The 22,237-nt window shown below is 60.5% G+C and carries 18 protein-coding genes and 1 riboswitch; of the genes, 16 read left to right on the top strand and 2 right to left on the bottom strand.

The genetic code is table 11. The features are described 5' to 3' along the window. Positions 1-172 precede the first annotated feature (172 nt). Positions 173-436, bottom strand: a complete 264-nt coding sequence (locus IMW75_RS11300; protein WP_045057831.1) for a DUF2790 domain-containing protein — start codon at positions 434-436, stop codon at positions 173-175. Positions 437-909: 473 nt separating this feature from the next. On the opposite strand from IMW75_RS11300, the gene acs reads away from it, so the two are divergent. The 14 genes from acs to astE all read left to right on the top strand — a co-directional run bounded on the left by acs (position 910) and on the right by astE (position 17,232). Further along, a complete protein-coding gene (gene acs / locus IMW75_RS11295) occupies positions 910-2,865 on the top strand; it encodes an acetate--CoA ligase (protein ID WP_205892650.1) in 1,956 nt (651 codons plus the stop codon). Between the two features lie 698 nt (positions 2,866-3,563). After that, positions 3,564-4,337, top strand: coding sequence for an ABC transporter substrate-binding protein (locus tag IMW75_RS11290; RefSeq protein WP_045057457.1), 774 nt, complete (start codon positions 3,564-3,566; stop codon positions 4,335-4,337). Positions 4,338-4,429: 92 nt separating this feature from the next. Next, positions 4,430-5,119, top strand: a complete 690-nt coding sequence (locus IMW75_RS11285; protein WP_045057456.1) for an ABC transporter permease — start codon at positions 4,430-4,432, stop codon at positions 5,117-5,119. Further along, positions 5,116-5,814 (top strand): ABC transporter permease, encoded by a 699-nt coding sequence (locus IMW75_RS11280; protein WP_045057455.1) that lies wholly within the window; start codon positions 5,116-5,118, stop codon positions 5,812-5,814. Before IMW75_RS11285 ends, IMW75_RS11280 begins: the two co-directional genes overlap by 4 nt. A gap of 1 nt (position 5,815) precedes the next feature. Next, positions 5,816-6,928: a M14 family metallopeptidase gene (locus tag IMW75_RS11275; protein WP_205892649.1), complete on the top strand. Its 1,113-nt coding sequence runs from the start codon at positions 5,816-5,818 to the stop codon at positions 6,926-6,928. Positions 6,929-6,955: 27 nt separating this feature from the next. Continuing rightward, complete coding sequence (locus IMW75_RS11270) at positions 6,956-7,720, top strand: ABC transporter ATP-binding protein (RefSeq protein ID WP_045057453.1); 765 nt, start codon at positions 6,956-6,958, stop codon at positions 7,718-7,720. Between the two features lie 291 nt (positions 7,721-8,011). Next, positions 8,012-8,992, top strand: coding sequence for a GlxA family transcriptional regulator (locus IMW75_RS11265; RefSeq protein WP_010457247.1), 981 nt, complete (start codon positions 8,012-8,014; stop codon positions 8,990-8,992). 326 nt (positions 8,993-9,318) lie between these two features. Next, positions 9,319-10,539 carry an aspartate aminotransferase family protein gene (locus tag IMW75_RS11260; RefSeq protein WP_205892648.1) on the top strand — a complete coding sequence of 407 codons (1,221 nt, stop codon included), beginning with the start codon at positions 9,319-9,321 and terminating at the stop codon, positions 10,537-10,539. A 226-nt stretch (positions 10,540-10,765) separates the two neighbouring features. Continuing rightward, positions 10,766-11,785 carry an arginine/ornithine succinyltransferase subunit alpha gene (aruF, locus tag IMW75_RS11255; protein ID WP_045057451.1) on the top strand — a complete coding sequence of 340 codons (1,020 nt, stop codon included), beginning with the start codon at positions 10,766-10,768 and terminating at the stop codon, positions 11,783-11,785. A gap of 83 nt (positions 11,786-11,868) precedes the next feature. Next, a complete protein-coding gene (gene astA / locus IMW75_RS11250) occupies positions 11,869-12,894 on the top strand; it encodes an arginine N-succinyltransferase (protein ID WP_045057450.1) in 1,026 nt (341 codons plus the stop codon). Next, on the top strand, positions 12,891-14,360 hold the full coding sequence (gene astD, locus IMW75_RS11245; protein WP_177328519.1) for a succinylglutamate-semialdehyde dehydrogenase: 1,470 nt from the start codon (positions 12,891-12,893) through the stop codon (positions 14,358-14,360). Before astA ends, astD begins: the two co-directional genes overlap by 4 nt. Before the next feature lie 160 nt (positions 14,361-14,520). Next, positions 14,521-15,867, top strand: coding sequence for an N-succinylarginine dihydrolase (astB, locus tag IMW75_RS11240; protein WP_205892647.1), 1,347 nt, complete (start codon positions 14,521-14,523; stop codon positions 15,865-15,867). 51 nt (positions 15,868-15,918) lie between these two features. Further along, positions 15,919-16,209, top strand: a complete 291-nt coding sequence (locus IMW75_RS11235; protein ID WP_045057447.1) for a hypothetical protein — start codon at positions 15,919-15,921, stop codon at positions 16,207-16,209. A 12-nt stretch (positions 16,210-16,221) separates the two neighbouring features. Beyond that, positions 16,222-17,232, top strand: coding sequence for a succinylglutamate desuccinylase (gene astE, locus IMW75_RS11230; RefSeq protein WP_045057446.1), 1,011 nt, complete (start codon positions 16,222-16,224; stop codon positions 17,230-17,232). Positions 17,233-17,340: 108 nt separating this feature from the next. Here astE and IMW75_RS11225 read toward each other — a convergent pair whose 3' ends face one another. After that, positions 17,341-17,850: a 6,7-dimethyl-8-ribityllumazine synthase gene (locus IMW75_RS11225; RefSeq protein WP_045057445.1), complete on the bottom strand. Its 510-nt coding sequence runs from the start codon at positions 17,848-17,850 to the stop codon at positions 17,341-17,343. A 102-nt stretch (positions 17,851-17,952) separates the two neighbouring features. Continuing rightward, a riboswitch (FMN riboswitch) is annotated at positions 17,953-18,123 on the bottom strand. 268 nt (positions 18,124-18,391) lie between these two features. On the opposite strand from IMW75_RS11225, the gene ltaE reads away from it, so the two are divergent. Together ltaE and alaS are read left to right on the top strand one after the other, a co-directional pair. Continuing rightward, on the top strand, positions 18,392-19,396 hold the full coding sequence (ltaE, locus tag IMW75_RS11220) for a low-specificity L-threonine aldolase (protein WP_205892646.1): 1,005 nt from the start codon (positions 18,392-18,394) through the stop codon (positions 19,394-19,396). 146 nt (positions 19,397-19,542) lie between these two features. Next, positions 19,543-22,161, top strand: a complete 2,619-nt coding sequence (gene alaS, locus IMW75_RS11215; RefSeq protein WP_122840234.1) for an alanine--tRNA ligase — start codon at positions 19,543-19,545, stop codon at positions 22,159-22,161. The last annotated feature ends 76 nt before the right edge of the window (positions 22,162-22,237 follow it).

Raw genomic sequence — 22,237 nt, 5'->3', positions numbered from 1 at the left:
AGGTTCGTTGGCGTTTTGTGCCTTGGGTGTGGAATCAATACTACGCCAGATAATTTGATTAAAAAGTGCAAATAAGCGCTTAAAATAATCTAATAAATCGATGTATTAGGCTCGGCGCTGCATCTGTCTGATTGAGACGGGTCGAGCCGTTTATAAAGAGTCGGGCGGGTGTTTAGCCGTTGGAGCAGCCGTTACCCATGATGCTGTAGCGCAGGATGTGTCGTTGGCCGTGGGAATCGTCGTATTCCATTTTCATCGGCACCACTTCACAGACGTTGGGGATTTCGCTCATGGACACGACTTTGGCGATGTCCAGATGGGTGGAGTAAGTGTATTCCTCAACTACCGGTTGTTGCTGTGCGACATCAGTCGGGACCTCGTCTGCCATGGCGGTTGCGCACAGGCTGGAGAGGGCCAGAACTAATAAAGCTTTCATCTCAGTTTTACCTTTTAGAGGTCGAGTGGGGTCACGCAACCTTTAGGGGGTTGCGTGTGGAACTTGATTGCCGGGGTTTTGATTAACTGCCTTCGTGGGGGCTGCAACTTGGTTAATCAGGGTTGCCTTGTTGGCGAGAGGGATTTTAGGCGTGGGGGGTGGATTCATATAGGTGGGGTTTTGATAAACACTTTTGACAGATTTCGTAACAATCACGCAATGGTCTGGTGTATGCGATCCCTGTAGGAGCTGCCGAAGGCTGCGATCTTTTGATCCTGGCGACCTTTCAAGATCAAAAGATCGCAGCCTTCGGCAGCTCCTACAGTGGGCGTAGATACCCGGCGGAGCGGGGGAAAGGGATTGTCAGGGCAATTTGTAGGGGCTTGTTACTACCATCGTCGAATGGTTCTATAGGGCCGCCCCGGGCTACAACAGGGCCATACAAAAACAACTATTCCACCGAGGTAAGAAAGATGAGTGCGGCTTCCCTGTATCCCGTTCGTCCCGAGGTAGCGGCCAACACGCTGACCGACGAGGCAACCTACAAAGCCATGTACCAGCAGTCGGTCGTCAACCCGGACGGCTTCTGGCGCGAGCAAGCCAAGCGCCTCGACTGGATCAAGCCTTTCACCACGGTGAAGCAGACTTCCTTCGACGATCACCACGTCGACATCAAGTGGTTCGCCGATGGCACCCTGAACGTTTCCTACAACTGCCTGGACCGCCACCTGGCCGAGCGCGGCGATCAGATCGCGATCATCTGGGAAGGCGATGACCCTGCCGAAAGCCGCAACATCACCTACCGTGAATTGCACGAAGAAGTCTGCAAGTTCGCCAACGCCTTGCGCGGCCAGGATGTGCATCGCGGCGACGTGGTGACTATCTATATGCCGATGATTCCCGAAGCCGTGGTCGCCATGCTGGCGTGCACCCGGATCGGCGCAATTCACTCGGTGGTGTTCGGTGGTTTTTCGCCGGAAGCCCTGGCGGGTCGGATCATCGACTGCAAATCCAAGGTGGTGATCACCGCTGACGAAGGCATTCGTGCCGGCAAGAAGATCCCGCTCAAGTCCAACGTCGATGACGCCCTGACCAACCCGGAGACCAGCAGCATTCAGAAGGTCATCGTGTGCAAGCGCACCGGTGGCAACATCAAGTGGAACCAGCATCGCGACATCTGGTACGAAGACCTGATGAAAGTGGCGGGCAGCGTCTGCGCGCCGAAAGAGATGGGCGCTGAAGAAGCGCTGTTCATCCTCTACACCTCCGGTTCCACCGGCAAGCCTAAAGGCGTGCAGCACACCACTGGCGGTTACCTGCTGTATGCGGCCATGACCCACGAGCGCGTGTTCGACTACCGCCCGGGTGAAATCTACTGGTGCACCGCTGACGTCGGCTGGGTCACCGGCCACACTTATATCGTCTATGGCCCGCTGGCCAATGGCGCGACTACCGTGCTGTTCGAAGGCGTGCCGAACTACCCGGACATCACCCGGGTGGCGAAGATCGTCGACAAGCACAAGGTCAACATCCTCTACACCGCGCCAACGGCGATCCGCGCAATGATGGCGGCGGGTAACGCGGCAGTTGAAGGCGCTGACGGCAGCAGCCTGCGCCTGCTGGGTTCGGTGGGTGAGCCGATCAACCCGGAAGCCTGGGATTGGTACTACAAGAAGGTCGGCCAGTCGCGCTGCCCGATCGTCGACACCTGGTGGCAGACCGAAACCGGCGGCAACATGATGAGCCCGCTGCCGGGTGCGCATGGCTTGAAGCCTGGTTCGGCAGCTCGTCCGTTCTTCGGCGTGGTGCCGGCACTGGTGGACAACCTGGGTAATATTCTGGAAGGCGCCGTTGAGGGCAACCTGGTGATTCTGGATTCGTGGCCAGGCCAGGCGCGCACGCTGTATGGCGACCATGACCGTTTTGTCGACACCTACTTCAAGACCTTCCGTGGCATGTACTTCACCGGTGACGGTGCCCGTCGTGACGAGGATGGTTACTACTGGATTACCGGTCGCGTGGATGACGTGCTGAACGTGTCCGGCCACCGCATGGGTACCGCCGAGATCGAGAGCGCGATGGTTGCTCACCCTAAAGTCGCCGAGGCGGCCGTGGTGGGTGTGCCGCACGACATCAAGGGCCAGGGCATTTATGTGTATGTGACCCTGATCGGCGGTGAAGAGCCGAGCGAGCAGCTGCGCCTGGAGCTGAAGAACTGGGTGCGTAAAGAGATCGGGCCGATTGCTTCACCGGATGTGATCCAGTGGGCGCCGGGGCTGCCGAAGACGCGTTCGGGCAAGATCATGCGGCGGATTCTGCGCAAGATTGCGACCGCTGAGTACGATGGGTTGGGGGATATTTCGACCCTGGCGGATCCGGGTGTGGTGCAGCATTTGATTGATACGCACAAGACGATGAATGTGGCTTAACCGCCTTCTCTGAGTCAGTAAAACCCCATCCGGTGTTGTGCCGGATGGGTTTTTTTTGTCTGGGGTTTTTGTGGGGGCTGTTCGGGCCTCATCGCTAGCAGGCTAGCTACCACAAGGATCTCCAGTGGATTCAAAATCTGAGTCCAGCGCATGTCCCCCTGTGGGAGCTAGCCTGCTAGCGATGGCGATCAGTCAGACGCTAAACGAACATCAGCCAATAATTATCGGCATCCCCTGTCATCCTTTTCCCACTGTTACCGGCTATCGTTCAAGTAACTAAATGTGTAACCGCCCGCCCCGATCCGGGGCATAGGGAAACGCAAAGCCCCATCCTTGGGCGTCTGCAGCCTGTCTAAAAAATAAGTCCCCACGCTACGCTTGCCGGATTAGAAGGCTTTGCCAATAATAGGCCCGCAATTTGCAGCATAGATCGGTTAACTTTCTTTTGCTCTTGCATGAAATTGCAGGGCTGTCAACGTGCCAAAACGGCATTCTCGGTGCTTCTGTAATTTGTTGTCGCATTGAAGAAATATCGGCTTCGGGCCTGTCGTTAGAATGCCGATCACTCGCTCGTCGTTGCGTGCGTTGAAAACAACGCGTGTTACGTAGGACGCAGCAATCGCTTTCCGGTTTTACTCACTCGCATGTTGGGCTGTCGCTCACTCTGCCTTTTAGCCCTATACCGATGGAGTACCAAGATGAAGAAACTCGTGCTGCTTGGCGCCCTGGCACTGTCCGTGCTGTCGCTGCCTACCTTCGCTGACGAAAAGCCGGTGAAGATCGGTATCGAAGCGGCTTATCCTCCGTTCGCCTCCAAGTCGCCGGATGGCAGCATCGTCGGTTTTGACTACGACATCGGCAACGCCCTGTGCGAAGAGATGAAGGTCAAATGCGTGTGGGTCGAGCAAGAGTTCGACGGCCTGATCCCGGCACTCAAGGTGCGCAAGATCGACGCGATCCTGTCGTCCATGTCGATCACCGAAGACCGCAAGAAGTCCGTGGACTTCACCAACAAGTACTACAACACCCCTGCGCGCCTGGTCATGAAGGCCGGCACTCAGGTCAGCGACGGCCTGACCGAGCTCAAGGGCAAGAACATCGGCGTGCAACGTGGTTCGATCCACGAGCGTTTCGCCCGTGAAGTGCTGGCCCCGCTGGGTGCCGAGATCAAGCCGTACGGTTCGCAGAACGAAATCTACCTCGACGTGGCCGCTGGCCGTCTCGACGGTACCGTGGCTGACGCCACCCTGCTGGACGACGGTTTCCTGAAAACCGACGCCGGCAAAGGTTTTGCGTTCGTGGGCCCGGCTTTCACTGACGTTAAATACTTCGGTGACGGCGTCGGTATCGCAGTGCGCAAGGGTGACGCGTTGAAAGACAAGATCAACGCCGCGATCACGGCCATCCGCGACAATGGCAAGTACAAGCAAATCCAGGACAAATACTTCGCCTTCGATATCTACGGCAAGTAACAACGTCCCGGCGACAAGTCCGAAATGGCGCAAGCAACAGGATCTCTGAGGTTTGCGCCATTTTTTCATCCCAACTTTCGAGGACCTGAATCATGTTGAAAGGCTACGGGGCTGTCATCCTCGATGGCGCATGGCTGACGCTTCAGCTCGCCTTGTCTTCCATGGCCCTGGCCATCGTTCTGGGGCTGATCGGCGTTGCATTGCGTCTGTCGCCGGTGCGCTGGCTTGCGTGGCTGGGCGATCTGTATTCCACGGTGATCCGCGGTATTCCCGACCTGGTACTGATCCTGCTGATTTTCTACGGCGGCCAGGACCTGCTCAACCGCGTGGCACCGATGCTCGGTTATGACGACTACATCGACCTGAACCCGTTGGCGGCCGGTATCGGCACCCTGGGCTTCATCTTCGGTGCGTACCTGTCGGAAACCTTCCGTGGCGCCTTCATGGCGATCCCCAAGGGTCAGGCAGAGGCGGGCATGGCGTACGGCATGAGCAGTTTTCAGGTGTTCTTCCGGGTGTTGGTCCCGCAGATGATTCGCCTGGCGATTCCGGGGTTCACCAACAACTGGCTGGTACTGACCAAGGCCACCGCGCTGATTTCGGTGGTGGGTCTGCAAGACATGATGTTCAAGGCCAAGCAGGCGGCAGATGCCACCCGCGAGCCTTTCACCTTCTTCCTCGCAGTGGCGGCAATGTACCTGGTGATCACCAGCGTCTCGTTGCTGATACTGCGTCAACTTGAGAAGCGCTACTCGGTAGGCGTAAGGGCGGCTGATCTATGATCTTCGACTACAACGTCATCTGGGAGGCCTTGCCGCTGTACCTCGGCGGCCTGCTGACCACCCTGAAACTGCTTGGCCTGTCGCTGTTTTTCGGCCTGCTGTGTGCGCTGCCCCTGGGCCTGATGCGCGTCTCGAAGAACGCGGTGGTGAACATGAGCGCCTGGCTCTACACCTACGTGATCCGCGGCACGCCGATGCTGGTGCAACTGTTCCTGATCTACTACGGCCTGGCGCAGTTCGAGGCCGTACGCGAAAGCTTCCTGTGGCCGTGGCTGTCCAGTGCCACCTTCTGTGCGTGCCTGGCGTTTGCGATCAACACCAGCGCCTACACCGCAGAAATCATCGCCGGCAGCCTGCGCGCCACGCCGAACGGCGAGATCGAAGCGGCCAAGGCCATGGGCATGTCGCGCTACAAGATGTACAAGCGCATCCTGCTGCCGTCGGCCTTGCGCCGGGCGTTGCCGCAGTACAGCAACGAAGTGATCATGATGCTGCAGACCACCAGCCTGGCCTCCATCGTGACCCTGATCGACATCACCGGTGCCGCGCGTACCGTGAACGCCCAGTATTACCTGCCGTTCGAGGCGTACATCACCGCCGGCGTGTTCTACCTGTGCCTGACGTTCATCCTGGTGCGCCTGTTCAAAATGGCCGAGCGCCGCTGGCTGGGCTATCTGGCCCCGCGGAAGCATTGATATGGAACGCATCGACCACCCATTGCCGTGGAGTCACCTGGGCTGCGAACGCCAGATTTCGGTGTTCCGCTTCGGTAGAGGTGAGCGCAAGGCCTACATCCAGGCCAGCCTGCACGCCGACGAACTGCCGGGTATGCGCACGGCTTGGGAACTGAAAAAGCGTCTGACTGAACTCGAAGCCCAAGGCTTGCTCAACGGCGTGATTGAACTGGTGCCGGTGGCTAACCCACTGGGGCTTGGGCAGTTGCTTCAGGGCAGTCATCAAGGGCGCTTTGAAGCCGGCAGCGGCAAGAATTTCAACCGCGATTTCGTCGAGTTGAGTGCGCCGGTGGCCGCTGCTGTGCAAGGCCGCCTGGGCGATGATGCCCACGCCAACATTCAGCTGATTCGCCAGGCCATGAGCGATGCGCTCGACGCATTGCCGCCGGCTTCGAGCCAGTTGCAAGGCATGCAGCGCGTGCTGCTCAGCCATGCCTGCACCGCCGATGTGGTGCTGGACCTGCATTGCGATGCCGAAGCGGCGTTGCACATGTACGCGCTGCCGCAACACTGGCCGCAGTGGCGTTCGCTCGCGGCGCACCTGGATGTGAAGGTGGGTTTGCTGGCGGAAGATTCCGGCGGCAGTTCCTTCGACGAGGCCTGCTCGCTCCCGTGGTTGCGCCTGTCGCGGCTGTTTCCCGAGGCGCCGATTCCATTGGCGTGCCTGGCGACGACCATCGAGCTTGGTGGTCAGGCTGATACCGGTCGCGGGGAAGCGCAAGCGTATGCCGAAGGCACCCTCGCGTTCCTGGCCGAGCAGGGCCTGATCAGCGGTGAGTGGCCCAAGGCTGGCCGGGATGCCTGCGAAGGCATGCCGTTCGAAGGCACTGAATTGCTGTTCGCGCCGCACCCGGGGGTGATCAGCTTTTTGCGCAAGCCCGGCGAGTGGGTCGAGGCCGGTGACGAGATTTTCGAAGTGATCGATCCGCTGGCGGATCGGGTCAGCACGGTGTGTGCTGGTACGTCCGGGGTGCTGTTTGCCATTGAACGGCTGCGTTATGCCCAACCCGGTTTCTGGCTGGCCAAGGTGGCGGGGCGCGAAGCGCTGCGTCACGGGCGCTTGCTCAACGACTGACTGACTGTTTTTGTGAGAACCGACCGCATGTACAAACTTGAAGTCCAAGACCTGCATAAACGCTATGGCAGTCACGAAGTGCTCAAGGGTGTGTCCCTGAAAGCGGCGGCTGGCGATGTGATCAGCATCATCGGCTCCAGTGGCTCCGGCAAAAGTACTTTCCTGCGTTGCATCAACCTGCTCGAGCAGCCGCACGCGGGCCGTATCCTGCTCAACAACGAAGAGCTCAAGTTGGTGGCGAACAAGGACGGCGCCATGAAAGCCGCCGATCCGAAGCAGCTGCAGCGCATGCGTTCGCGCCTGTCGATGGTGTTCCAGCATTTCAACCTGTGGTCGCACATGACTGCGCTGGAAAACATCATGGAAGCGCCCGTGCACGTGCTGGGCATGTCCAAGGCTGAAGCCCGCGAGAAGGCCGAGCACTACCTGAACAAGGTGGGCGTGGCCCATCGCAAGGACGCCTACCCGGGCCACATGTCCGGCGGCGAACAACAGCGCGTGGCGATTGCCCGTGCGCTGGCGATGGAGCCGGAAGTGATGCTGTTCGACGAACCGACTTCGGCCCTCGACCCGGAACTGGTGGGCGACGTGCTCAAAGTCATGCAGGCCCTGGCGCTGGAAGGCCGGACCATGGTGGTGGTGACCCACGAAATGGGCTTCGCCCGCGAGGTGTCGAACCAGTTGGTGTTCCTGCACAAGGGCATCGTTGAAGAAAGCGGCAATCCGCGCGAAGTACTGGTCAACCCACAGTCCGAGCGCCTGCAACAATTCCTCTCGGGTAGCCTGAAGTAATCAGGACTGCCGTTGTGCACCTGGATGGTGCATGCTTCGCAGCCTGAAGCTGGCCGCGATCCCCCTGTAGGAGCTGCCGAAGGCTGCGATCTTTTGATCTTGATTGTTCAAATCAAAAGATCGCCGCCTCGTTTCACTCGACAGCTCCTACAGATCATCGGTGTAGGGGCGGGCGCGAGCCGGCCGGCCGGCCCCCCATAGTTGATCGGTGTCGGTTTCAAGATTTGCGTTCATTTTCGGGCTAGCATTGGCCCATGCCTTCATCACTGTTTTCGTTTCGGACTGCCCTCCATGACTGCCCATCGAATTGGTTTCCTGATTTGGCCCAGCACTAAAGCACTGACGCTTGCGCTGGCTGAGGAGGCCTTGCGTGTTGCCCAGCGTGTGCATCCGGACGTTGTCTACGAGCTGTCGTTCCTGCAGGCCGAACCGCCGACAGAAGGCGCCTGGCAATTGCCGGGCGAGCCTTGGGCCGGCAAGCTGGAAAACTTCCAGAAACTGTTTCTGCTCGCTGACGAGCCGCCGACCACCCTCGCGCCGGCCCTCAGCAGTTCGTTGAAACAATTGGTGCGCGCCGGTTGTGTCATTGGTGGCCTGTCTGCCGGTGTGTACCCGTTGGCGCAGTTGGGTTTGCTCGACGGTTATCGGGCCGCCGTGCACTGGCGCTGGCAGGACGATTTCGCCGAGCGCTTCCCGAAAGTCATCGCCACCAGTCATCTGTTCGACTGGGATCGCGATCGCCTCACCGCGTGCGGCGGCCTCTCGGTACTCGACCTGCTGCTGGCGGTATTGGCCCGTGATCACGGTGCGGAACTGGCCGGTGCGGTTTCCGAGGAACTGGTGGTCGAGCGTATTCGCGAAGGCGGTGAGCGCCAGCGCATTCCGCTGCAGAACCGCCTGGGCTCCAGCCATCCGAAGCTGACCCAGGCCGTGTTGCTGATGGAGGCCAACATCGAAGAGCCGCTAACCACCGACGAAATCGCCCAGCATGTGTGCGTGTCCCGTCGGCAGCTGGAGCGCATCTTCAAGCAATACCTCAATCGCGTGCCCAGCCAGTACTACCTGGAACTGCGGCTTAACAAGGCCCGGCAGATGCTGATGCAGACCAGCAAGTCGATCATCCAGATCGGCCTGTCCTGCGGTTTCTCCTCGGGGCCGCATTTCTCCAGCGCCTACCGCAACTTCTTCGGTGCCACGCCACGGGAAGATCGCAACCAGCGGCGCAGCAGCAGCCCGTTCGAATTGTCGTCGGTGCCTTCCGAGCGCGGCTAGCTCCAGCGCCCGTTGATCGGTCACTATCCCCTGTAGGAGCTGCCGCAGGCTGCGATCTTTTGATCTTGAAAAATCACAATCAAAAGATCGCAGCCTGCGGCAGCTCCTACAGAGCATCGGTTTGCGCAGTACTGCCTATAAGCACGCTCGACAGTTTAAACTGCGCCTTTGCGAAGCTATATGTCGCATTGCCGTAAACCCGGTTGAAACCGGGGTTTGCGCTATAAGAAGTTGTCGCTTGGCGGCAAGGCCAGGGCGAAAACTCTCCCTACAATCCCCCCATCGCTCGCCAGTTCCAGGCGGGTGTTCCTCTTCAGGAGACTCCGATGTCCGTTGAGCACGCTGCGGTAGAACGCGCCGATTTTGACCAGGTAATGGTTCCCAACTATGCGCCTGCCGCATTCATTCCGGTGCGTGGCGCCGGTTCCCGCGTGTGGGACCAGTCCGGCCGCGAGTTGATCGACTTTGCTGGCGGGATTGCCGTTAACGTATTGGGCCACGCTCATCCAGCGCTGGTCGGTGCCCTGACAGAGCAGGCGAACAAGCTATGGCACGTGTCCAACGTGTTCACCAACGAGCCGGCCCTGCGCCTGGCGCATAAACTGATCGACGCCACCTTTGCCGAGCGCGTGTTCTTCTGCAACTCCGGTGCCGAGGCCAACGAGGCCGCGTTCAAGCTGGCGCGTCGCGTCGCGTTTGATCGTTTTGGTAGCGAGAAGTACGAAATTATCGCGGCGCTGAACAGCTTCCACGGCCGCACCCTGTTCACTGTCAACGTCGGTGGCCAGTCCAAGTATTCCGATGGCTTTGGTCCGAAGATCACTGGTATCACCCACGTGCCTTACAACGACCTGGCCGCTTTGAAATCGGCGGTGTCTGACAAGACTTGTGCAGTGGTGCTGGAGCCGATCCAGGGCGAGGGCGGCGTGCTGCCGGCCGAACTGGCTTACCTGCAAGGCGCCCGCGAGCTGTGCAACGAGCACGACGCGCTGCTGGTGTTCGACGAAGTGCAAACCGGCATGGGCCGCAGCGGCAAGCTGTTCGCCTACCAGCATTACGGCGTGACGCCGGACATCCTGACCAGCGCCAAGAGCCTGGGCGGCGGTTTCCCGATCGCGGCGATGCTGACGACCGAAGCGCTGGCCAAGCACCTGGTGGTCGGCACCCACGGCACCACCTACGGCGGCAACCCGCTGGCCTGTGCGGTCGCCGAAGCGGTGATCGACGTGATCAACACCCCTGAAGTGCTGGCTGGCGTGAATGCCAAGCACGACAAGTTCAAGGCGCGCCTTGAGCAGATCGGCGAGAAGTACGGCCTGTTCACCCAGGTGCGTGGCTTGGGGCTGCTGATTGGCTGCGTGCTGAATGACGCCTGGAAAGGCAAGGCCAAGGACATCTTCAACGCTGCCGAGAAAGAAGGCCTGATGATTCTGCAGGCGGGCCCGGACGTGATTCGTTTCGCCCCGAGCCTGGTGGTTGAAGATGCCGATATCGATGCCGGCCTGGATCGTTTCGAACGCGCTGCGGCGAAGTTGACGCAAGCCTGATAGACCTTCGGCGCCTGAGCGTTCAGGCGTCGATCCCAATTTTTATGCCGGACCGAATCAAACTGTGGGAGCCAGCCTGCTGGCGATGAGGGCCTGACAGCCAACATCATTGTTGCCTGACAGGACGCTATCGCCAGCAGGCTGGCTCCCACAGTTGACTCTGAGTTGTTTCAGGGATGGCCCGGGATTTTTTCTTTTGTAAGTTCTGAGATTAAGGAGTGACACCATGCTGGTGATGCGCCCCGCGCAAATGGCTGATCTGGGCGAGGTACAGCGTCTGGCTGCGGACAGCCCGATTGGTGTCACTTCCTTGCCGGATGACGTTGAACGCCTGAGCGACAAGATTGCTGCGAGCGAAGCGTCGTTTGCCGCCGAAGTGAGCTTCAACGGCGAGGAAACCTATTTCTTCGTCCTCGAAGACACCGCCACCGGCAAGCTGGTCGGCTGTTCGGCCATCGTGGCCTCGGCCGGTTATTCGGAACCCTTCTACAGCTTTCGCAATGAAACCTTCGTGCACGCTTCCCGCGAGCTGAAGATTCATAACAAGATTCACGTGTTGTCCCAGTGCCACGACCTGACCGGCAACAGCTTGCTCACCAGCTTCTACGTGCAGCGTGAGTTGGTGGGTTCGCCCTGGGCCGAGCTTAACTCCCGTGGTCGCCTGTTGTTCGTGGCCAGCCATCCGGAGCGTTTTGCCGATTCCGTGGTAACCGAGATCGTCGGCTATAGCGACGAGAACGGCGACTCGCCATTCTGGGATGCCATCGGGCGTAACTTCTTCGACCTCAACTATGCCGAAGCCGAGCGCCTGTGCGGGCTGAAAAGCCGCACCTTCCTCGCTGAACTGATGCCGCATTACCCGATCTACGTGCCGTTGCTGCCGGACACCGCCCAGGAGGCGATGGGCCAGGTGCACCCGCGGGCGCAGATCACGTTCGACATCCTGATGCGCGAAGGCTTCGAGACCGATCATTACATCGATATTTTCGACGGCGGCCCAACCCTGCATGCGCGCGTCTCGGGGATCCGCTCCATCGCCCAGAGCCGTGTGGTACCGGTGAAAATCGGCGAGCCGGCCAAAGGTGTCGGGCGCCAGTACCTGGTGGCCAATGCCCAGTTGCAGGATTACCGCGCCGTATTGCTTGAGCTCGATTATGCGCCGGGCAAACCCGTGACCCTGGACCTGGAAACAGCCGAGGCCCTGGGTGTCGGTGAAGGTGCCAGCGTGCGCCTGGTAGCGGTTTAACCCCGCTGCCGCGCCTGGAAAGAATTGCCTAGATAGCAGCGAAGTTTCGCGGGTGGCGCAAGCGGCCCGACTGAGGAGATAGCATGATCGTTCGTCCCGTACGCAGCAGCGATTTACCCGCTCTGATCGAGCTGGCCCGCAGCACTGGCACCGGCCTGACCACCTTGCCGGCCAACGAAGAGCGGCTGGCCCACCGGGTCGGCTGGGCCGAGAAGACCTTTCGCGGAGAAGCCGGGCGGGGCGATGCGGACTACCTGTTCGTGCTCGAAGATGACAGCGGTCGCGTGGTGGGCATTTCCGCCATCGCCGGCGCGGTCGGCCTGCGTGAGCCCTGGTACAACTTCCGGGTTGGCCTGACGGTCAGCGCTTCGCAAGAGCTGAACATCTATCGCGAGATTCCGACGCTGTTCCTGGCCAACGACCTGACCGGCAACTCCGAGCTGTGCTCGCTGTTCCTGCATGCCGATTACCGCAACGGCCTCAACGGACGCATGCTGGCCAAGGCGCGGATGCTGTTCATCGCCGAATTCCCGCAGCTGTTTGGCAACAAGATCATTGCCGAGATGCGCGGCATGTCCGACGAAGCCGGGCGCTCGCCTTTCTGGGAAAGCCTGGGGCGGCATTTCTTCAAGATGGAATTCAGCCAGGCGGACTACCTGACCGGCGTTGGCAACAAGGCCTTTATCGCCGAACTGATGCCCAAATTTCCGTTGTACACCTGCTTCCTGTCGCCGGACGCGCGCAACATCATCGGCCAGGTTCATCCGGACACCGAGCCGGCACTGGCCATGCTCAAGAGCGAAGGTTTCAGCTACCAGGGCTACGTCGACATCTTCGACGCAGGCCCGGCAGTGGAGTGCGAAACCACGAAGATCCGCGCGGTGCGCGACAGCCAGCCGCTGGTGCTGGCCATCGGCACCCCGGGTGACGACGCCACGCCTTTCCTGATTCACAACCGCAAGCGCGAAGACTGCCGGATCACTGCCGCTCCCGCACGCTTCGCCGCCGGCACCCTGGTGGTCGACCCGCTGACCGCCAAACGCCTTCAACTCAACGCCGGCGACCAGGTGCGCGCCGTTCCGTTGTCCGCTGCCCGGGAGTCGAAATAATGAATTCGCTATACATTGCAGGTGAGTGGCTGTCTGGCCAGGGCGAAGCGTTCCAGTCGCTGAACCCGGTGACCCAGCAAGTGCTTTGGTCCGGTGAAGGCGCCAGCGCTGCCCAAGTGGAGTCCGCCGTCCAAGCCGCGCGCCAGGCGTTTCCGGGCTGGGCTCGGCGCACCCTGGACGAGCGCATCAGTGTGCTGGAGGCCTTCGCCGCCGCGTTGAAAAATCACGCTGACGAGCTGGCACGGACCATCGGCGAAGAAACCGGCAAACCGCTTTGGGAATCGGCGACCGAAGTGACCAGCATGGTCAACAAGATTGCCATCTCGATTCAGAGCTATCGTGAGCGTACCGGTGAGAAGAGCAGCCCTCTGGGCGACGCAACTGCCGTGCTGCGCCACAAGCCACACGGCGTGGTCGCGGTGTTCGGGCCTTACAACTTCCCCGGTCACCTGCCCAACGGCCACATCGTCCCAGCCTTGCTCGCGGGTAACAGCGTGCTGTTCAAGCCGAGCGAGCTGACGCCGAAAGTCGCCGAACTGACGGTCAAATGCTGGATCGAAGCCGGCCTGCCGGCTGGCGTGTTGAACCTGCTGCAGGGTGCTCGCGAAACCGGGATTGCCCTGGCGGCGAACCCTGGCATCGACGGCCTGTTCTTCACCGGTTCGAGCCGCACCGGTAATCACCTGCATCAGCAATTTGCCGGTCGGCCTGACAAGATCCTGGCGCTGGAGATGGGCGGTAACAATCCACTGGTGGTTGACCAGGTGGCTGACCTGGATGCGGCGGTCTACACCATCATCCAGTCGGCATTCATTTCTGCCGGTCAGCGTTGCACCTGCGCGCGCCGACTGCTGGTGCCCCAGGGCGCCTGGGGCGACTCGTTGCTGGCACGCTTGGTGGCGGTGACTTCGACCATCGAAGTGGGCGCTTTTGATCAGCAACCGGCGCCGTTCATGGGCTCGGTGATTTCCCTGGCTGCGGCCAAGTCCCTGATGGATGCCCAGGCGCATCTGCTGGCGAATGGCGCCATGGCGCTGTTGGAAATGACCCAGCCGCAGGCTCAGGCTGCCTTGCTGACCCCAGGCATTTTGGATGTAACGGCCGTGGCCGAGCGTCCTGACGAAGAACTGTTCGGCCCGTTGCTGCAAGTGATTCGCTACGCTGATTTCGAAGCGGCGATCGCCGAGGCCAACGACACCGAATACGGCCTTGCCGCCGGCTTGCTCTCGGACTCCGAAGCGCGTTACCAGCAGTTCTGGCTGGAAAGCCGGGCCGGTATCGTCAACTGGAACAAGCAGCTGACCGGTGCGGCCAGCAGTGCGCCGTTCGGCGGGGTGGGTGCCTCGGGTAACCATCGTGCCAGCGCCTATTACGCGGCGGATTACTGCGCGTACCCGGTGGCATCGCTGGAAACGCCGAGCCTGACCTTGCCTGCCGCCCTCACGCCTGGCGTGAAAATGGCGTGATGCCAATCGCCAGCAGGCTGGCTCCCACAGGTTCGGTGGTGTTTACACACTGTGTGTACGACGTAATCCCTGTGGGAGCCAGCCTGCTGGCGATGGCCACGCCTCGGTCTCAAATCCGGTTACTGAAGCCTAACAACAGAATTCTCGTGGAGCCTCGCTGATGAAATCCTATGAAGTCAATTTTGACGGTCTAGTGGGGCCGACCCATAACTACGGCGGCCTGTCCTACGGCAACGTCGCGTCCCAGAGCAACAGCCAGCAGTGTTCGAACCCGAAGGAAGCTGCGCTGCAAGGCCTGGCGAAAATGAAAGCGCTGATGGAAATGGGCTTTCAGCAAGGTGTCCTCGCCCCTCAGGAACGGCCAGACGTAGCAGCCCTGCGGCGCCTGGGCTTCTGCGGCACCGATGCGCAAGTGATTGAGCGCGCCGCCAAGGACGCGATGCCCTTGCTGGTCGCCAGTTGCTCGGCCTCGAGCATGTGGGTGGCCAACGCCGCCACCGTCAGCCCGAGCGCCGACACCGCCGACGGTCGAGTGCACTTCACCGCCGCCAACCTCAACTGCAAATATCACCGCAGCATCGAACACCCGACCACCAGTCGCTTACTGGGGGCGATGTTCGCTGATCAGCAGCACTTCGCTCACCACGCCGCATTGCCGGCCGTGGCGCAGTTCGGCGATGAAGGTGCGGCCAACCACACGCGTTTCTGCCGTGAATACGGCGAAGCCGGCGTCGAGTTTTTCGTGTTCGGCCGCAGTGCCTTCGACACCCGTTACCCGGCTCCGCAGAAGTACCCGGCACGCCAGACCCTCGAGGCTTCCCAGGCGGTCGCCCGCTTGCACGGTCTGAGTGACGACGCGGTGGTCTACGGTCAGCAGAACCCTTCGGTGATCGATCAGGGCGTGTTCCATAACGACGTGATCGCGGTCGGTAACGGCGAGGTGCTGTTCTATCACGAGGACGCGTTCCTCGACACCGAACAGATGCTCGCCGAGCTGCACGGAAAGCTCGCCAAGGCAGGCGGGAATTTTCAGGCGATCTGTGTACCGCGTTCTGCGGTCACCGTGGAAGACGCCGTTCGGTCCTACCTGTTCAACAGCCAGTTGCTGACCCGTCCCGACGGCTCGATGTTGTTGATCGTGCCGGAAGAATGCCGTGGCAATGAGCGGGTATGGCAATACCTGCAGGGCCTGACCAGTTCGGGCGGGCTGATCCGTGAAGTCAAAGTCTTCGATTTGAAACAAAGCATGCAAAACGGCGGTGGCCCTGCTTGCCTGAGGTTGCGCGTCGCGCTGAATGAAACGGAACTGGCGGCGGTCAATCCAGGCGTTATCATGACGGCACCGTTGTACGGCTCGCTGACCGAATGGGTCGACAAGCACTACCGCGACCGCATGGCCGAGAGCGATCTTGCGGACCCGCAATTGCTGCTTGAATGCCGGACGGCACTGGATGAACTGACGCAAATCCTTAAACTGGGCGCGGTTTATCCATTCCAGATCAATTGAAAGTCGGCGCTGCATGCGCCGCTTCATCTCCTTTAGAGAGCGTAAAAAAACATGAGCGATACCCTGCAGCTGATCCTTGAAGACACCGACGGCACGCAACTGGAAACGTCCTGCACCCGCGTCGCGGTCATGTGGCAAGGCAAAGAGCTGTGGATCCAGCAGGATGGTCGTGGCCAGTTGCTGATCGGTGTGGACGTCGAAGAAGGTGACGCCGAATACGCCAACCTGCTGCTGCGCCCATTGGCGACTAATCTGGTAAGTCTGCAACTGGAAATGGAACCGGCTGACCTCGGCGACGACGAGGAACACGTGCACGGCCCGGATTGCAATCACGACCATTAAGGAAGTCGCTCTATGCTCGCCCTCGGCAAACTGCTTGAACTGACCCTCGCCGGCCGCGAACCGGCGGAGAAGACTCAACTGACTGTCGAAGGCGTGCGGATGCGCTGGTTGAGCGAGGGGGCGCTGGAAGTCCGGCCCCCCGAAGCTCGCGACAACGGCCTGGACCTGCTGCTGTCAGCCGGTATCCATGGCAACGAAACAGCGCCGATCGAGCTGCTCGATCGCCTGTTGCATGACATCGCCCGCGGCGACTTGAAGCCGCGCGCCCGTATTCTTTTCCTGTTCGGCAACCCGGAAGCGATTCGCAAGGGCGAGCGCTTTATCGAGCAGGACGTCAATCGGCTGTTCAACGGCCGTCACGAACAAAGCAGCGGTTGCGAAGCCCTGCGCGCCTGTGAGCTGGAGCGTTTGGCCGCGAGCTTTTTCAGCCTGCCCGACCGCGAGCGCCTGCACTACGACCTGCACACCGCCATTCGCGGCTCGAAGATCGAACAGTTCGCCCTGTACCCCTGGAAGGAAGGTCGCCAGCATTCGCGCAAAGAGCTGGCGCGTTTGCGCGCGGCGGGAATGGAGGCGGTGTTGCTGCAGAACAAGCCGTCGATCGTGTTCAGCTCGTTCACCTACGACAAGCTGGGCGCCGAGTCTTTCACCCTGGAGTTGGGCAAGGCGCGACCGTTCGGGCACAACGACGGGGTCAATGTCGATCGCCTGGAGACACGTCTCAAGCAAATTATCGAAGGCAAGGAGCCCGAGCTGGCCGATGACTCTTTGGACGGCCTGCAGCTGTTCAGCGTGGCACGGGAAATCATCAAGCACAGCGACAGCTTCCGCTTGAACCTGCCCGCGGACGTCGAGAATTTCTCGGAATTGGAAGTGGGTTACTTGCTGGCCGAAGACATCGCCCAGACCCGCTGGATCATCGAGGAGGAGGGTGCCCGGATCATCTTCCCCAACCCCAAGGTCAAGAACGGCCTGCGCGCCGGTATCCTGATCGTGCCGACGACCGACGAAAACCTGGCCTGACACGGTCCTTGTAGGAGCTGCCGAAGGCTGCGATCTTTTGATCTTGCTCTTTTCAGATCAAAAGATCGCAGCCTCGTTGCACTCGTCAGCTCCTACGGGGTTCGGTGTTTAGACGGCCAATGCCCGCGGCTCAGCGCGACGCAGCGCGCGGATCTTGTGCAGTGTGTCGGCACACGTCTTCGCCGCTTCCTGGCCCTTGTGCACAAAGTGCTCAAAGAAAAACTTGTGGTGCTCCTCGCCCGCGTGGAAGTGGTGCGGGGTCAGCGACACCGAGAACACGGGTACTTCGGTTTCCAGTTGAACCTGCATCAGGCCACTGACCACCGATTGGGCGACGAACTCGTGACGGTAGATACCGCCGTCCACCACCAGGGCTGCGGCGACGATGCCGGCATAACGGCCGGTCTTGGCCAGCAACTTGGCGTGCAGGGGCATTTCAAACGCGCCGCCCACTTCGAAAAAGTCGATGTCTGATTCCTGGTAACCCTGGGCAATCATTTCGGCCAGGAAACCTTTACGGCTCTGGTCGACGATATCTTTGTGCCAGCAGGCCTGGATGAACGCGACGCGCTCGCCCTGATGGTTTTTGCTTTTGCTGTCGATTGCGGTGGGTTGCATGTTCTGACTCCTGTTTGTGTGAAAAACAGGGCATATGAATCGAATGGGATTTAAGGGTGCGCACGCTCGCACGAATGCCCGCGGACGGCCCTTTGGCGCCAATCCCGTTCTCTCTTCATCCGGACTATGACCGTCGGCCCCGGGATCACACCGGGTCTGCTGACCTTGCCGCCAGTACCGCCGAAGCCGGGACTGCCACCAAGCGCTCGCGGGCTATGCGCGTTGCGCGCAATTACCGCCGGTGGGGAGTTGCACCCCGCCCTGAGAACGTTTGCCGCCATAAAAGTTGGCGGCGCAGCGTTTTTAACACAATTTTTTGCGTGGCGCATAGCCAAAGTCGACGCGTAACCCTGTGGGAGCGGGCTTGCCCGCGATAGCGGTGTGTCAGCCTTCGACCCTATCGACTGACAGTCGGCTATCGCGGGCAAGCCCGCTCCCACAGGGTTCGTGTTTTTTCCCACACTGGGGTTGATTATTCGTCCACATGACCGCAGTAATCCCTGTCTGAAAGGGATTTTCCCTGCTTACCGAGGCCGGATTCATGAGCGTTATCGATCTTCGCAGCGACACCGTCACCCAACCGACCGCCGCCATGCTCGAGGCGATGACACGCGCCGCGACGGGTGACGACGTGTACGGCGAAGATCCGACGGTCAATCAACTGGAAGCCGAGCTGGCCAGGCGTCTGGGTTTTGCCGCCGCGCTGTTCGTCCCCACCGGCACCATGAGCAATCTGCTGGGGCTGTTGGCGCATTGTGAGCGCGGCGACGAATACATCGTTGGCCAGCAGGCCCACACCTACAAATACGAAGGGGGCGGGGCGGCCGTGCTGGGATCGATCCAGCCACAACCGCTGGAAGTCCAAGCCGATGGCTCGCTGGACCTGGCCGATGTCGCCGCAGCGATCAAACCGGACGACTTCCATTTCGCCCGCACCCGCTTGCTGGCCCTGGAAAACACCATGCAGGGCAAAGTCCTGCCCCTGGAATACCTGGCGCGGGCCCGGGCTTTTACCCGTGAACACGGCCTTGCCCTGCACCTGGATGGCGCGCGGCTGTACAACGCTGCGGTCAAGCTGGGGGTGGACGCCCAGGAGATCACCCGGCATTTTGATTCGGTTTCGGTATGCCTGTCCAAAGGCCTGGGCGCGCCGGTCGGTTCGGTGCTGTGTGGCTCGGTCGAGCTGATCGGCAAGGCGCGGCGACTGCGCAAGATGGTCGGCGGTGGCATGCGCCAGGCCGGGCTGCTGGCGGCGGCGGGGCTGTATGCTCTGGACAACAACGTTCAGCGCCTGGCCGACGACCATGCCAACGCACAGTGGCTGGCCGACGGGCTGGTCAAGGCGGGTTATGCCGTCGAGCCCGTACAGACCAACATGGTGTATGTGCAGATGGGCGACCGTGCCGAGGCCTTCAAGGCCTTTGCCGCTGAGCGCGGTATCCGCCTCAGCGCTGCCGGGCGGCTTAGAATGGTCACGCACATGGACGTCGACCGCGCCGGGATCGAACAGGTGATCGCGGCATTCGTCGAGTTTTCACGCAACTGACAGCGTTAGCCGTCCAATTGACCGTTTCTATCGTATAAACACGCTGTACCCCGCGCGCAGGGCCGATATAATGCGGCCCTTTGCCGTCGCTTCGTCTGTTGACGTTTCGAACAGGCCTTTGGCCGCAGCCTCCGTGGAAGAACCTAATGAAAAGCGCAGAAATCCGTGAAGCCTTCCTTCGCTTCTTCGAAGAGCAAGGCCACACCCGTGTAGCCTCCAGCTCTTTGATTCCGGGCAACGACCCAACCCTGCTGTTCACTAACGCGGGGATGAACCAGTTCAAGGACTGCTTCCTGGGCCAGGAAAAACGTGCGTACACCCGTGCGACCAGCAGCCAGAAGTGCGTGCGCGCCGGTGGCAAGAACAGTGACCTGGAAAACGTCGGTTATACCGCCCGTCACCACACGTTCTTCGAAATGCTCGGTAACTTCAGCTTCGGTGACTATTTCAAGCACGACGCGATCACCTTTGCCTGGACCTTCCTGACCGGCGTGCTGAAGCTGCCAAAGGAAAAGCTTTGGGTCACTGTCTACGCCTCCGATGACGAAGCGTATGACATCTGGACCAAAGAAATCGGCGTGCCGGTCGAGCGCATGATCCGTATCGGCGACAACAAAGGCGCGCCGTACGCGTCAGACAACTTCTGGACCATGGGCGATACCGGCCCGTGCGGCCCTTGCACCGAGATTTTCTACGATCACGGCGACCACATCTGGGGCGGCCCACCGGGCTCTCCTGAAGAAGACGGCGACCGTTACATCGAGATCTGGAACAACGTGTTCATGCAGTTCAACCGCACCGCCGATGGCGTGTTGCATCCGTTGCCAGCACCGTCGGTGGATACCGGCATGGGCCTGGAGCGGATCAGTGCGGTGATGCAGCACGTCAATTCCAACTATGACATCGACCTGTTCAAGAACCTGCTCAAGGCATCGGCTGAGGCCATCGGCTGCGAGAATGGCGATCAGTCGTCGCTCAAGGTTGTTTCCGACCACATTCGGTCGTGCGGTTTCCTGATCGCCGATGGCGTGCTGCCGTCCAACGAAGGTCGTGGCTATGTGCTGCGTCGCATCATTCGTCGTGCCTGCCGCCACGGTAACAAGCTGGGCGCGACCGGTAGCTTCTTCTACAAGATCGTCGCGGCGCTGGTCGCCGAGATGGGCGAAGCGTTCCCGGAACTGAAGAAGCAGCAGGGCAACATCGAGCGCGTGCTCAAGGCCGAAGAAGAGCAGTTCTCCAAGACCCTGGAGCACGGCCTGAAGATTCTCGAGCAGGATCTGCTGGAACTCAAAGGCACCGTGGTGCCGGGCGATGTGGTGTTCAAGCTGTACGACACCTACGGTTTCCCGATGGACCTGACCGCGGATATCGCTCGCGAACGCAACCTGACCGTTGACGAAGCCGGCTTCGAGCGCGAAATGGAAGCCCAGCGCGTCCGTGCACGTTCCGCCAGTTCGTTCGGTCTGGACTACAACACCCTGGTCAAGGTTGACGTAGCCACCGAGTTCACCGGCTACAAGGCCACCAGCGGTTCGGCAAAAATTGTCGCCATCTATAAAGACGGCCAGTCGGTCGACGTATTGAGTGAAGGTCAGGAGGCGGTCGTCGTCCTCAACCAGACGCCTTTTTACGCTGAATCTGGCGGCCAGATCGGCGACTGCGGTTTCCTTCAGGCGGGCGAGGCACGTTTCGACGTGCGCGACACCACCAAGACTGGCGGTGCGTTCCTGCATCACGGTGTCCTGGCATCGGGCAGCCTGACCATTGGCGCGCCGGTAGAGACTCACGTCGATGCCGAAGTCCGTCACGCCACGGCGCTGAACCATTCGGCCACGCACTTGCTGCACGCTGCCCTGCGCCAGGTGCTGGGCGAGCACGTCCAGCAGAAGGGTTCGCTGGTCGACAGTCAGCGCCTGCGCTTTGACTTCAGCCACTTCGAAGCCATCAAGCCTGAGCAGTTGAAAGCGCTGGAAGACATCGTCAACGCCGAGATCCGCAAGAACTCCGCAGTTGAAACCGAAGAAACCGATATCGAAACCGCCAAGCAGAAAGGCGCCATGGCGCTGTTCGGCGAGAAGTACGGCGATAACGTGCGCGTGCTGAGCATGGGCGGGGCTTTCTCCGTCGAGCTGTGTGGCGGCATCCATGCCAACCGCACCGGCGACATCGGCCTGCTGAAAATCATCAGCGAAGGCGGTGTGGCTTCCGGTGTGCGACGCATCGAAGCGGTCACGGGCGCTGCCGCACTGGCGTACCTGAACGCTGCTGAAGAACAACTCAAGGAAGCGGCCAACCTGGTCAAGGGCAGCCGCGATAACCTGATCGACAAGCTGTCGGCTGTGCTGGAGCGCAACCGTCTGCTGGAAAAGCAACTCGAGCAGTTGCAGGCCAAGGCAGCCAGCGCGGCGGGCGACGATCTGTCGGCCTCCGCCCTGGACGTCAAGGGTGTGAAAGTGCTGGCCGTGCGTCTGGACGGCCAGGATGGCAAGGCGCTGCTGGCGCTGGTCGATCAACTGAAAAACAAACTCGGCCGCGCAGTGATCCTGCTCGGCAGTGTCCATGAGGAAAAGGTCGTTCTGGTTGCAGGCGTAACCAAAGACCTGACTGGCCAACTCAAAGCCGGTGATTTGATGAAGCAAGCCGCTGCAGCAGTGGGCGGGAAGGGCGGTGGTCGTCCAGACATGGCGCAAGGCGGTGGTACTGACGCTGGCGCACTGGATGCGGCCCTGGCCCTGACTGTTCCATTTGTAGAGCAGGGTTTATAAGGCAGGGTGTCCGGCCCGTTGTCTAGTGGCGGGCCGGCGCGCTGTTTGAGTGATTATTTGGGCGCCCTTCATGGGC

Source organism: Pseudomonas gregormendelii, assembly GCF_017114825.1.
In the GTDB taxonomy this organism is placed as follows: domain Bacteria; phylum Pseudomonadota; class Gammaproteobacteria; order Pseudomonadales; family Pseudomonadaceae; genus Aquipseudomonas; species Aquipseudomonas gregormendelii.
This window is presented reverse-complemented; position numbering and strand designations above follow the sequence as displayed.

What these genes read in the sequence shown, in the direction of transcription:
- astE (WP_045057446.1), top strand. Translation starts at nt 16,222, where the DNA reads ATGCTCGCCCTCGGCAAACTGCTTGAACTGACCCTCGCCGGCCGCGAA.
- acs (WP_205892650.1), top strand. Translation starts at nt 910, where the DNA reads ATGAGTGCGGCTTCCCTGTATCCCGTTCGTCCCGAGGTAGCGGCCAAC.
- astB (WP_205892647.1), top strand. Translation starts at nt 14,521, where the DNA reads ATGAAATCCTATGAAGTCAATTTTGACGGTCTAGTGGGGCCGACCCAT.
- IMW75_RS11235 (WP_045057447.1), top strand. Translation starts at nt 15,919, where the DNA reads ATGAGCGATACCCTGCAGCTGATCCTTGAAGACACCGACGGCACGCAA.
- IMW75_RS11300 (WP_045057831.1), bottom strand. Translation starts at nt 436, where the DNA reads ATGAAAGCTTTATTAGTTCTGGCCCTCTCCAGCCTGTGCGCAACCGCC.
- ltaE (WP_205892646.1), top strand. Translation starts at nt 18,392, where the DNA reads ATGAGCGTTATCGATCTTCGCAGCGACACCGTCACCCAACCGACCGCC.
- IMW75_RS11285 (WP_045057456.1), top strand. Translation starts at nt 4,430, where the DNA reads ATGTTGAAAGGCTACGGGGCTGTCATCCTCGATGGCGCATGGCTGACG.
- IMW75_RS11270 (WP_045057453.1), top strand. Translation starts at nt 6,956, where the DNA reads ATGTACAAACTTGAAGTCCAAGACCTGCATAAACGCTATGGCAGTCAC.
- IMW75_RS11225 (WP_045057445.1), bottom strand. Translation starts at nt 17,850, where the DNA reads ATGCAACCCACCGCAATCGACAGCAAAAGCAAAAACCATCAGGGCGAG.
- IMW75_RS11260 (WP_205892648.1), top strand. Translation starts at nt 9,319, where the DNA reads ATGTCCGTTGAGCACGCTGCGGTAGAACGCGCCGATTTTGACCAGGTA.
- IMW75_RS11265 (WP_010457247.1), top strand. Translation starts at nt 8,012, where the DNA reads ATGACTGCCCATCGAATTGGTTTCCTGATTTGGCCCAGCACTAAAGCA.
- astA (WP_045057450.1), top strand. Translation starts at nt 11,869, where the DNA reads ATGATCGTTCGTCCCGTACGCAGCAGCGATTTACCCGCTCTGATCGAG.
- IMW75_RS11275 (WP_205892649.1), top strand. Translation starts at nt 5,816, where the DNA reads ATGGAACGCATCGACCACCCATTGCCGTGGAGTCACCTGGGCTGCGAA.
- IMW75_RS11290 (WP_045057457.1), top strand. Translation starts at nt 3,564, where the DNA reads ATGAAGAAACTCGTGCTGCTTGGCGCCCTGGCACTGTCCGTGCTGTCG.
- IMW75_RS11280 (WP_045057455.1), top strand. Translation starts at nt 5,116, where the DNA reads ATGATCTTCGACTACAACGTCATCTGGGAGGCCTTGCCGCTGTACCTC.
- aruF (WP_045057451.1), top strand. Translation starts at nt 10,766, where the DNA reads ATGCTGGTGATGCGCCCCGCGCAAATGGCTGATCTGGGCGAGGTACAG.
- alaS (WP_122840234.1), top strand. Translation starts at nt 19,543, where the DNA reads ATGAAAAGCGCAGAAATCCGTGAAGCCTTCCTTCGCTTCTTCGAAGAG.